Here is a 10,624-nt window from a genome sequence, read left to right as displayed (position 1 = left end):
GGTCATGGCACGGGCCTGTGATTGCTGGCAGAAAAAGACGGCATTATAACGCGGCTGTTCGTGGATCCGCAGGGGAAAATGTTAGAATCGAACACACTATCAATTATTAACTGGTGTTTGTTTCATGAGTCAACGTACCGTCCGCATCGCTACCCGTCGCAGCCCACTTGCCATCTGGCAGGCTGAATTTGTTCGTGACAGTCTGTTGGCATTGGATCCTCATCTAAATATTGAGCTGGTCCGTATTAAAACCCAGGGCGATATTATTCTTGATACGCCACTGGCCAAAGTCGGCGGCAAAGGCTTATTTGTCAAAGAGCTGGAGCAAAGTATGCTGGCCGGTGAAGCCGATATTGCGGTGCATTCAATGAAAGATGTGCCGGTGGAGTTTCCCGAAGGTTTGCATTTACCAGTGATCTGCGAACGCCATGATCCGCATGATGCATTTGTCTCAAATCATTTTGAAAGCGTTGATGATTTGCCACAAGGCGCAACAGTGGGTACTTCCAGTCTGCGCCGTGAATGTCAGCTGCGCCATTATCGGTCAGATCTGAACATTGTGCCGTTACGCGGTAATGTGAATACCCGGCTGGCCAAACTGGATGCCGGTCATTTTGATGCAATTATTCTGGCTAAAGCTGGTTTGGAAAGATTGGGTTTTGATAAACGTATTCGCAGCGCGTTAACTCCCGAGCAAAGCCTGCCAGCGATTGGTCAAGGCGCGCTCGGTATTGAAACGCGAATTAACGACGAAGCCATGAATGCGCTGATTGCACCTTTGAATTGTGAGCTGACATCGATAACGGTTAAAGCAGAACGAGCCTTAAATCGTCGTCTCAAAGGTGGCTGTCAGGTACCGATTGGTGGTTATGCCATATTAACGGGTGATGATATCTGGCTGCGTGGTCTGGTAGGCCGTCCGGATGGCACAGAGATGCTGCAACAGGAAATTCGCGGCAAGGCCAGTGAGGCTGAGCAACTTGGTTTAACATTGGGAGAGATGTTGTTAACACAAGGCGCTGACAAAATTCTGGCGGAGGTCTATGGTGGTTCATGACATACAACAACGGCTAACTGGACAGAAAGTTCTAGTCACTCGACCTGCGGCACAAGCTGAAGGGCTTGCTACGTTGATTGAAGCTGAGGGTGGTGAGGTCATTCTGTTTCCGGTTATCGAGATTGTTGCTGTCGATGTGATTGACTGGCAGGTTTGGCATCCGGAACAAACTGATTGGCTGGTATTTGTCAGCCGTAATGCAGTTGAGTGTTTTATGACGGGATTTCAAGGCCATTTGCCGGACAATATTAAGCTGGCCGCTGCCGGAGAAGGCACGGCCCAGGCACTTAACCATCATGGTTTGGCCGTCGAGTTGGTTCCTGAAATATCCAATGGCAGTGAAGGTCTGCTGCAACTTCCTCAATGGCAACAAATGCAGGATCAACATGTGGTGATTGTACGAGGTGATGGCGGTCGAGAATTGATGGCGGATACCTTGCGGGCCAGAGGTGCTAGTATTGATTATCTGGAAGTTTACCGCCGACATTTACCATCCGTATCAGCCAGTCTTGTACAACAGGCCTGTCTAGCTGATTCACTCATAGCGACCAGCGTCGGTAGTGTGCATAATTTGTTATGTTTATTATCAGCTGAATGTCCACATATAGTGCAAAAGCCGCTATGTGTTGTTAGCGAACGAATCAAGGATTTTGCCGTTGAACAAGGGTTCAAGCAGGTATATGTCAGTCTCGATGCCAGTGATGAGGCAATCATTCAACGATTAATTGAAATGGGATCAGATCATGGAGCCTAGCAGCAGCAAACCTCAACCGGAAAAAAAACCGGCCCAAAAGATTGAACCAAAAAAATCAGAAAAACCAAACAACGCTTTTCCAGTGAAATTAGTGTTACTAATTATCGTAGCGATATTGATCACTCTGCCAGGAGCCGGCGCGTTATGGCTTATATCGCAGCAGCAACAGCAATTACTGGAAGTTGAAAGCCGGCTTGATGAAATCGCCGATCTCAAAACTGATATTTCCCAACTGAATTCCGCTCAACGTCAGCTAAAAGACCAATTATCGACTTTTAATCAAACCCAGCTGGAACAAGGTGATGCTCTGACGAAACTGCAAAATCAGTCACCGTTAAGTAGTGACGAGATTGAGTTGGAATGGGCCTTGGCTGAAATCAAATATTTGCTGAATCTTGCCAATCAACGCGCGTTATTGGCGGGTGATGTCAGTGGTGCACAATTAGCCTTATCGTTGGCGGATCAACAAATCCGTGAAATAGGCGATTACCGGATGCAGCCGTTACGCGAATTGATTGCAGAAGAAGAATTAGCACTTAAAGCTGCAGGGGAGACTGATATTGCAGGCATTGCTGCCGATATGCTCGGCTTGATCAAGGCCATTGATAATCTGCGAGTGGTCAGCGGGCCGAAACAGACGTTTTACAACGAAACCGAAGCTGACGGGATTGATCAACCTGCCTGGCGTGAAGCAGTATCAGAAATTTGGACACAACTCCGCTCTTTAGTGGTGATTCGTCAGCAGCAGGATGCACCTGCGGCTGTATTGATGCCTGAGCAGCGCTACTTCCTCTATCAGAATCTGCGCCTGCAATTGGAAACCGCACGTTTTGCCGCTTTGTCGGGTAACCAGAAAATGTTTGAGCAAAGTCTGCAATCCGCTATCAGCTGGCTGGAACAGTATTTTGTTGGTGACCATCGTGATGCCATGCTGGAAAGTTTACAGAATATGCAAAATCAGGCCATTAGCATTGAGACGCCGGATATTTCCGGTTCATTGCGCTGGTTAAAAGGATTTGAACCATGAAATGGTTGATTATCATTGGGCTTGCTCTGGCCCTGGGCGGCATTTTTGTCTGGTTGGCTGACTTTGAACCAGGCTTTGTATTGATCCAGTATGCTCAGTGGACGTTAGAAACCTCATTGATTGTTTTTGTCGTGGCGATGTTGCTGTTATTAACGGTGATTTATTTCACCTTACGCAGTTTTGCTGTGTTAAAAAACACCCCACACCGTTTGTCGCTATGGCAGGAAAACCAACGTCACAAACGTGCGACTAAAGCTTTGACCAAGGGGTTGATTACACTTGAAGAGGGGCGGTGGGCGGAAGCTGAACGACTGCTGATTCGTCATGCCGGCAACAGTGAAACACCATTACTGCATTATCTGGCTGCGGCCCGGGCGGCACAAAAACAACAGGCACCGGATCGGCGCGACTCCTATTTGAAGCTGGCTCATGAATCTACTCCGAGTGCAGACATTGCTGTCGGTGTAGTCCAAGCAGAATTGCAGCTTTCAGCAGGACAAAAAGAACAGGCGCTGGCCACCTTGCAGCATTTACGTGAAGTCGCGCCCAAGCATCCATATGTATTACAACTGTTGCAACAGCTTTATCAGGACACTGATCAATGGCAGGAAGTACAGTCAGTGTTACCGGATTTACGCAAACGCCATGTCTTGGATGCCAATTCCGCCAATGCCTTATCAGCTGAAGCGACGGTCGGACAGTTACAAAATGCATTAATCAGACAGGAATGGCAGCGAATGGAGCAGATCTGGCTGCAATCTCCGGCGAAAATCAGACAATCCGAACAGGTGATCAAAACCTATATCAATGGTTTGTTGCTACAGGGGGAACAGCAGCAGGCGATGGAAATGATTGAAGAGTATCTCCGTAAAAACTGGAGTGATGCGCTGATTTATCAGTACGGTAAAATTTTGCAGGGTGACTTATTAAAACGACTGGCTACGGCAGAAAAATGGCTTAAGCAACGGGAAGAAAATCCATGGTTATTACTGACTCTGGGAAGACTCGCCCAGGCGAATAAGTTATGGGCAAAAGCAGAAGCTTATTTGCGAGCCAGTATTGAACACGGGCCACGAGGCGAAACCTATCAGGCGCTTGCCGAAGTATTAATGGCCCAGGACAAACGTGATGCGGCTGCAAATACATACAAACAAGGGCTGGATGTGATGTTGCAGAACAATCCGAATAAAGTGATTTAAAGATTTCCTGCAATAAAAAAACGGCGCTTATAGCGCCGTTTTTTTATGAACGAAATAATTAAAGCCGCATCGGCATAACTACGTACTGCCGGGTGAACTTCGGATCATTTGGAGTAATCAACGCACTACTGTTTTCATCGGTAAACAGTAGTTTTACTTTGGTGTCTGGAATAGCATTGAGCAAATCCAGTAAATAAGCGTTATTAAAAGCAATCTCCAGATCCGGTCCGCTGTATTCCACCGCCAGTTCTTCCTCGGCAGATTCCTGTTCCTGATTGGTGACGGTGGCTTTGAGCAGATTACTGCTCAGGTTCAGTTTGACGCTGCGGTGTTTATCATTAGCCAGAATAGATGCACGTGATAAGGCCTGTTTAAGCTCATCACGCTCAGCGATCACTTGTTTATCCCCACCGACCGGTAATACCCGTTCGTAGTTAGGAAATTGACCATCAATTAACTTGGAAGTGAAATGCATATCAGGCAGCTCAACTTTCAGCTGTTGTGGGCTGATTGCCAAGGTTACGTCGTCGGCGACATCACCTAATAAACGACCCAATTCCAAAATTGCTTTACGCGGCACAATGACACTGTGCTTTTCATTGGCTTTTTCGGCGGTTTCAATGCTGCCTAACGCCAATCGGTGACCATCTGTCGCCACTGCACGTAATACATTGTCTTCGCGTTCCAGCAATAAGCCGTTCAAGTAATAACGTACATCCTGACTGGCCATGGCAAAACTGGTTTCATCCAGCAAATCTTTTAACGCTGATTGTGGAACGGTCAGCTGATCCAGGTAATTGGCCCCTTCACTATCCGGAAAATCTGCAGCTGGAAGGGTAGCAAGTGAGAAACGACTTTTACCGGCACGAACCAGTGATTTATTGTCTTCTGCCTGAAAGCTGATAGTGGCATTGGCGGGTAAGGCGCGCACAATATCCAGTAATTTGCGGGCAGAGACGGTGGTTTCACCTTCCTGTTCGACTGCCACTGGCACAGTTGCAATCATTTCCAGTTCCATATCGGTACTGGTCATGGTCAGTTGCTGACCGTGACAACGTAATAGAATGTTGGACAGAATTGGTAAGGTTGAGCGTCGCTCTACGATGCTGCACACCAGTTGTAAGGGACGGGCAATAATGTCTTGGCTTACTGTAAATTGCATGATGTCTCTCTCAGCTAACTCGACAAAGTACGAAGTAAATTTCGGTAATCTTCCGCGATGCGGCTATCGGTTTCTTTCAGTTCCACTACTTTACGACAAGCATGCAGAACGGTGGTGTGATCGCGTCCACCAAAAGCTTCACCGATTTCTGGCAAGCTGTGACTGGTGAGTTCTTTTGCCAGCGCCATTGCTATTTGTCTTGGACGGGCAACAGAACGCGTGCGTTTTTTAGCCAGCAAATCTGATACCCGTATTTTGAAATATTCTGCAACAGTTTTCTGAATACTTTCCAGTGTTACCAGTTTTTGATGCAACGCCAGCAGATCCTTTAATGCATCCTGCGCCATATCAATTGACAGCGGCTGGTTGGTAAACCGTGAGAATGCCATAACCCGTTGCAAGGCGCCTTCCAGATCACGCACATTTGATTTAATACGTTTAGCGATAAAAAAGGCCACATCGTCCGGTAGGGTAATGAGGTTTTGTTGCGCTTTTTTGATCAAAATCGCCACGCGGGTTTCCAGTTCGGGTGGTTCAATGGCAATGGTCAGACCCCAGCCCAATCGGGATTGCAACCGCTCATCCAAGTTTTCCACTTCTTTGGGGAAGCGGTCACAGGTCAGAATGATCTGCCGTTGACCTTCCAGCAAGCTGTTAAAGGTATAGAAGAACTCTTCCTGAGAACGTTCTTTTTTAGCAAAAAACTGAATGTCATCAATTAATAACGCATCGGCACTACGATAATGGGCTTTAAACTGATCAATGGCGTTATTGCGTAAGGCGGTGATCATGTCCTGCACAAAGCGTTCAGAGGAAAGGTAAATTACCCGAGCTTTCGGGTTGTTCTGCCGAATTTTATTACCAACAGCAAGCATCAAATGGGTTTTACCCAGTCCGGTCCCACCATACAGGAATAAGGGGTTGTAACCCGAAGTGCCAGGCGCTTCAGCGACATGTAATGATGCAGCCCGCGCAATTTGGTTGGATTTACCTTCAACGTAATTATCAAAGGTAAATAATGGATTCATCGGACTACCGATGGCCGGCGTAGGATCACTTTCAGAGGTTGAAGAGGGATCAGCAGGAGCTTTATCAGTAGTTTTGACGCGGCGTTTGGTTTTTTCAGCGGAAATCGAATCTTTGGTGCCAACTTCAATCTCAAATTTACTGATATTGCCGTTAGTTAAACCTTTAAGCAGCGCATTTATCTGTTGTTCCAGCTGTTCATGCACCCAGGCTTTAACATACGGATTTGGTGCCAACAGGCGCAGACTGTCTTCGGTTTCAATGGCTTGAAGAGGGCGTAACCAAGTGTTCAGCTGTTGTGCCGAAAGATCACCTTCAAGATGGGATAGGCATTTTTCCCAAAGGGGTGAAGACACAGCAACTCCTTGACTAATATATGGTTTAAAGTAAACAGACTGACAACTGCAGGCTTTCGTAGGCGATAGTATAGCGTGATAGGCAGGGCTTCTAAAGTTATCTGCATGCAGGTCGTTTGGCAAGTAAAATAATGTCAGTCGTTAAGGTGAATGCGGTTTGACTTGTTATGCCTGCAAACCCTATAATCCCATGTCTTTTGCCCCGGCTGTTTCCGTTCGAGAGACGCTTACCGGCTGCAAAACCATTGTTATTCCTGGAGTTGGTGAAATGAAAAGAACTTTTCAGCCTAGTAATCTGAAGCGCAAACGTACTCATGGTTTCCGCGCACGCATGAAAACTGTCGGTGGCCGTCGTGTTATTAACGCCCGTAGAGCCAAAGGCCGCGCAAAACTTTCTGTTTAATTCTCTCTGTTCGCAGAGGGTGCATGACTTGGCCACATTCAGCCGAGCCATGAAAATGAATAGCCCGGGAGATTTTACCCGGGTTTTTCGTCAGGGAAAGCGCACTGGTGGCGGTGGTCTGACGATACTGAGCGTTGAAAACTCGGTCGGGCATCCTCGACTGGGACTGGCAATCGCAAAGAAGCATCTTAAGCTGGCCAGTCAACGTAACCGGGTAAAGCGGATCATCCGGGAGTCTTTCCGGCAGCATCAATCAGCTTTATCCAATATCGATATTGTGGTGTTATCACGTCCTGATATCAGTCAGCGGGATTCATCGCAATTATGGGCAGCATTGGAGCGACATTGGTTAACCGTGGTGGCACAATGGCAAACATCCTGATCGCTTTTGTTCGCGCGTATCGCTTTTTATTAAGCCCGTTCATGGGCATGCACTGCCGTTTCCAACCTACTTGCTCCCAATATATGATTGAAGCCATTCAAACGCATGGCTCGCTTCGTGGTGTGTGGCTCGGTTTACGCCGACTCTCACGCTGTCATCCTTGGCACGCCGGCGGCGTGGATCCTGTTCCTGAACTAAAGACAAAAAAACACAATGGATAACCTCAGAACTCTGTTTATTTTTGGCCTGTTAATTGTTTCTCTGTTGTTATGGGAAGCCTGGCAAAATGACTATGTGCGTCCACAACAAGTCGCCACTCAAGCGGATACAACCGGAACATCGGCTGCAGCTGACCGTCAAGATGACCTACCTGAATTGCCTGTTGCTGTTTCTGCTGACGGGCTACCTGCCTTGCCGGACAGTGACCCAGCTACAGCAAGTTCAACCAGTCAGGTCAGGGTCAAAACTGATGTGATTGACGCGATGATTGATTTGCGCGGTGCGGACATCCGCAAACTGGCGTTGTTGAAATACCCGGTTGATGTGAATTTACCGGATCAGCCAGTCCAGTTTTTAAATGATGGTCGCGATCATTTCTTTGTTACCCAATCCGGTTTGCGTGCTGAAGGCCCCGCCCCAACGCATTATGAAATCTATACTGCAGAGCAAAGCGAATACACCCTGGCAGACAATGCCGATAGTGTGAGCATTCCTTTACGCTGGGAGTCAGATAACGGTCTGACGGTTATCAAGACCTACACTTTCAGCCGTGACAGCTATCTGGTGAATGTGGATTATCAGGTTGAAAACCAAACTGGAGAACGCTTTGCCGCGTATCCATATGCCCAATTCAATCGTAATGAAGCGAAAGACGATAGCTTTTTTATCTACACCTATACTGGCGCAGTGTTTTCCAGTGAAGGTAATGAATATGAGAAAGTGGCTTTCAAGGATTTGAATAAAAATGATTTCCGCCGTGATGTAAACGGTGGTTGGGCAGCGATGATCCAGCATTATTTTGTGGCGGCATTTATTCCAGAGAGTAAACCACTGGAAATCAGCCTGTATGGTAAATCGATCAACAATACTAATTACACTGCAGGTATCCGCTTCCCGGTCATTATTGCGGAAGACGGCCAGCAGGCTCAGACCTCTTACAAAGTTTATCTGGGACCTAAAGAACACAAACGTCTGGAACAAGTTGCAGAGAATCTGGATCTGACCGTTGATTACGGTATTCTGACCATCATCTCCAAGCCATTATTTATCGTTATGGACTGGTTGCATAAATTGACCGGCAACTGGGGTTGGTCAATTGTTTTACTGACTCTTTTGATCAAACTGGTGTTTTATAAACTGTCTGCTGCCAGTTATCGTTCAATGGCATCGATGCGCAAGTTGACACCAAAATTGGCCAGTCTGAAAGAACGTTACGGTGATGATAAGCAGAAATTCAATCAGGCAATGATGGATTTATATCGCACCGAGAAAATCAATCCGCTTGGAGGTTGTTTACCGATCCTGGTGCAAATGCCGGTATTTTTGGCCTTCTACTGGGTATTAGTGGAAAGTATTGAGTTACGCCAGGCCGACTTTATTTTCTGGTTGAATGACTTGACCGCGATTGATCCTTATTTTGTGTTGCCGGTTTTGTTTGGTCTGACCATGTGGTTCCAGCAAAAGCTGAATCCAGCGCCACAAGATCCGGCACAAGCGATGATGATGAAGGTATTCCCGATCATCTTTACCGTGTTCTTTGCCTTCTTCCCATCGGGTCTGGTGCTTTACTGGTTGGTCAACAACATCCTGTCGATTGCCCAGCAGTGGTATATCACTCGTAAAATGGGTGCGCTGTAATAGCCGTTGTTACCTATAAGTAAACAGCGTTACTGATGACTGAAACCTTCACCGATACCATCGTTGCCGTTGCCACTGCGCCCGGACGCGGTGGTGTCGGTGTTGTGCGTTTATCTGGTCCGAAAAGTGCTCAGATTGCGGAGCAAATCTGCGGCAAACTGGCTCAACCCCGTCAGGCTAAATTCACCCATTTTCGTGCTGCTGATAAAGAGATCATCGATAGCGGTATTGCGCTTTATTTTGCTGCTCCTGCCTCATTTACCGGTGAACACGTTATCGAGCTGCAAGGGCATGGCAGTCCGCTGGTGATGGACAGGCTTTGTCAGCGAGCAATTGAACTCGGTGCTCGGATGGCGCGTCCTGGAGAGTTTTCTGAGCGAGCCTTTCTCAATGGCAAAATGGATTTGGCTCAGGCAGAAGCAGTTGCCGATTTGATTGAGAGCTCTACCGAACAGGCGGCACGCAGTGCGATGCGTTCCTTGCAGGGTGAGTTTTCCAAAAAAGTGAACGACTTTTTGCTGGAATTGACCCATTTACGCATGTTTGTCGAAGCGTCAATTGACTTTGCGGATGAAGAAATTGATTTTCTTGGTGAAGCACAGGTTGATAAACAGCTGCAGCAATTGTTGGCAATATTGGCTGGTATACAAGGCAGCGCTCGTCAAGGTCGATTATTGCGCGAAGGCATCAGTGTGGTGTTAGCCGGACAACCCAATGCCGGCAAATCCAGTTTGCATAATCGTCTCGCTGGGCATGATGCAGCCATTGTCACTGAAGTCGCAGGCACCACCCGTGATGTTTTACGTGAGCAAATCCATTTGGGTGGTTTGCCGTTACGTATTTCCGATACAGCGGGTTTGCATGATGCCACCGATGACATTGTTGAGCTGGAAGGTATTCGCCGTACGCAAAATGAGTTGGCCCAGGCTGATCATATTCTGCTGTTGATTGATGATAAGTTGGGAATGACCGAGCAGGATGAAAAGATTCTTGCAGCATTACCGGCAGATAAATCGGTTACTTTGATTCGCAATAAAATTGATCAAAGTGGCCATGCTCCAGCTATAACCATTGAAAACAATCTGAATGTTATATATCTGTCAGCCAAAAATGGCGATGGTATGGCGTTGTTAACCCAGCATTTGTGCGAAGTGGTGGGCTTTCATCCGGAGGAGGAAGGTGTCTTTATGGCGCGTCGCCGACACTTGGATGCTTTACAACGTGCCCAGCAAGCGATTGAGAATGGCTATAACTGTTTGACGGGAATGGGAGCTGGAGAATTACTTGCTGAAGAGTTGCGCATAGCTCAAACAGCACTGGGTGAAATTACCGGAACTTTCACCACCGAAGACTTGCTGGACCAGATCTTTTCCAGTTTTTGTATCGGCAAATGATGAGTGA

11 protein-coding genes are annotated in these 10,624 nt (G+C 47.3%); 9 read left to right on the top strand and 2 right to left on the bottom strand.

Going from position 1 to position 10,624, the window contains the following annotated elements:
* The first annotated feature begins 124 nt into the window (after positions 1 to 124).
* Genes hemC through Q7V21_RS03215 form a run of 4 tightly spaced genes read left to right on the top strand, consistent with a single transcriptional unit; the run spans position 125 to position 4,037 of the window.
* A complete protein-coding gene (gene hemC / locus Q7V21_RS03230; protein ID WP_304915903.1) occupies positions 125 to 1,057 on the top strand; it encodes a hydroxymethylbilane synthase in 933 nt (310 codons plus the stop codon).
* Positions 1,044 to 1,811, top strand: a complete 768-nt coding sequence (locus Q7V21_RS03225; protein WP_304915902.1) for a uroporphyrinogen-III synthase — start codon at positions 1,044 to 1,046, stop codon at positions 1,809 to 1,811. The genes hemC and Q7V21_RS03225 overlap by 14 nt, the downstream gene beginning before the upstream one ends.
* Positions 1,801 to 2,838, top strand: coding sequence for a uroporphyrinogen-III C-methyltransferase (locus tag Q7V21_RS03220; protein ID WP_304915901.1), 1,038 nt, complete (start codon positions 1,801 to 1,803; stop codon positions 2,836 to 2,838). Before Q7V21_RS03225 ends, Q7V21_RS03220 begins: the two co-directional genes overlap by 11 nt.
* Positions 2,835 to 4,037 (top strand): heme biosynthesis HemY N-terminal domain-containing protein, encoded by a 1,203-nt coding sequence (locus Q7V21_RS03215; protein ID WP_304915900.1) that lies wholly within the window; start codon positions 2,835 to 2,837, stop codon positions 4,035 to 4,037. The genes Q7V21_RS03220 and Q7V21_RS03215 overlap by 4 nt, the downstream gene beginning before the upstream one ends.
* 58 nt (positions 4,038 to 4,095) lie before the next feature.
* On the opposite strand, the gene dnaN is transcribed toward Q7V21_RS03215, so the two are convergent.
* Together dnaN and dnaA are read right to left on the bottom strand one after the other, a co-directional pair.
* Positions 4,096 to 5,199 carry a DNA polymerase III subunit beta gene (gene dnaN, locus Q7V21_RS03210; RefSeq protein WP_304915899.1) on the bottom strand — a complete coding sequence of 368 codons (1,104 nt, stop codon included), beginning with the start codon at positions 5,197 to 5,199 and terminating at the stop codon, positions 4,096 to 4,098.
* Between the two features lie 14 nt (positions 5,200 to 5,213).
* Entirely contained in the window at positions 5,214 to 6,581 is a 1,368-nt protein-coding gene (dnaA, locus tag Q7V21_RS03205; protein WP_304915898.1) for a chromosomal replication initiator protein DnaA, read from the bottom strand.
* A gap of 268 nt (positions 6,582 to 6,849) precedes the next feature.
* Between dnaA and rpmH the strand changes: the two genes are divergently transcribed.
* Genes rpmH through mnmE form a run of 5 tightly spaced genes read left to right on the top strand, consistent with a single transcriptional unit; the run spans position 6,850 to position 10,617 of the window.
* Complete coding sequence (rpmH, locus tag Q7V21_RS03200) at positions 6,850 to 6,984, top strand: 50S ribosomal protein L34 (RefSeq protein ID WP_036311011.1); 135 nt, start codon at positions 6,850 to 6,852, stop codon at positions 6,982 to 6,984.
* A gap of 49 nt (positions 6,985 to 7,033) precedes the next feature.
* The gene (rnpA, locus tag Q7V21_RS03195) at positions 7,034 to 7,366 is read left to right on the top strand and encodes a ribonuclease P protein component (RefSeq protein ID WP_069294773.1); all 333 of its coding nucleotides are present in this window, start codon (positions 7,034 to 7,036) and stop codon (positions 7,364 to 7,366) included.
* Entirely contained in the window at positions 7,351 to 7,587 is a 237-nt protein-coding gene (gene yidD / locus Q7V21_RS03190; protein ID WP_304915897.1) for a membrane protein insertion efficiency factor YidD, read from the top strand. Before rnpA ends, yidD begins: the two co-directional genes overlap by 16 nt.
* Positions 7,580 to 9,223, top strand: coding sequence for a membrane protein insertase YidC (gene yidC / locus Q7V21_RS03185; protein ID WP_304915896.1), 1,644 nt, complete (start codon positions 7,580 to 7,582; stop codon positions 9,221 to 9,223). Before yidD ends, yidC begins: the two co-directional genes overlap by 8 nt.
* 35 nt (positions 9,224 to 9,258) lie before the next feature.
* The gene (mnmE, locus tag Q7V21_RS03180; RefSeq protein WP_304915895.1) at positions 9,259 to 10,617 is read left to right on the top strand and encodes a tRNA uridine-5-carboxymethylaminomethyl(34) synthesis GTPase MnmE; all 1,359 of its coding nucleotides are present in this window, start codon (positions 9,259 to 9,261) and stop codon (positions 10,615 to 10,617) included.
* The last annotated feature ends 7 nt before the right edge of the window (positions 10,618 to 10,624 follow it).

The sequence above is a fragment of the Methylophaga sp. genome, from assembly GCF_030651745.1.
This window is presented reverse-complemented; position numbering and strand designations above follow the sequence as displayed.

What these genes read in the sequence shown, in the direction of transcription:
- Q7V21_RS03225 (WP_304915902.1), top strand. Translation starts at nt 1,044, where the DNA reads ATGGTGGTTCATGACATACAACAACGGCTAACTGGACAGAAAGTTCTA.
- Q7V21_RS03215 (WP_304915900.1), top strand. Translation starts at nt 2,835, where the DNA reads ATGAAATGGTTGATTATCATTGGGCTTGCTCTGGCCCTGGGCGGCATT.
- yidD (WP_304915897.1), top strand. Translation starts at nt 7,351, where the DNA reads ATGGCAAACATCCTGATCGCTTTTGTTCGCGCGTATCGCTTTTTATTA.
- dnaN (WP_304915899.1), bottom strand. Translation starts at nt 5,199, where the DNA reads ATGCAATTTACAGTAAGCCAAGACATTATTGCCCGTCCCTTACAACTG.
- Q7V21_RS03220 (WP_304915901.1), top strand. Translation starts at nt 1,801, where the DNA reads ATGGAGCCTAGCAGCAGCAAACCTCAACCGGAAAAAAAACCGGCCCAA.
- rpmH (WP_036311011.1), top strand. Translation starts at nt 6,850, where the DNA reads ATGAAAAGAACTTTTCAGCCTAGTAATCTGAAGCGCAAACGTACTCAT.
- hemC (WP_304915903.1), top strand. Translation starts at nt 125, where the DNA reads ATGAGTCAACGTACCGTCCGCATCGCTACCCGTCGCAGCCCACTTGCC.
- rnpA (WP_069294773.1), top strand. Translation starts at nt 7,034, where the DNA reads ATGAAAATGAATAGCCCGGGAGATTTTACCCGGGTTTTTCGTCAGGGA.
- mnmE (WP_304915895.1), top strand. Translation starts at nt 9,259, where the DNA reads ATGACTGAAACCTTCACCGATACCATCGTTGCCGTTGCCACTGCGCCC.
- yidC (WP_304915896.1), top strand. Translation starts at nt 7,580, where the DNA reads ATGGATAACCTCAGAACTCTGTTTATTTTTGGCCTGTTAATTGTTTCT.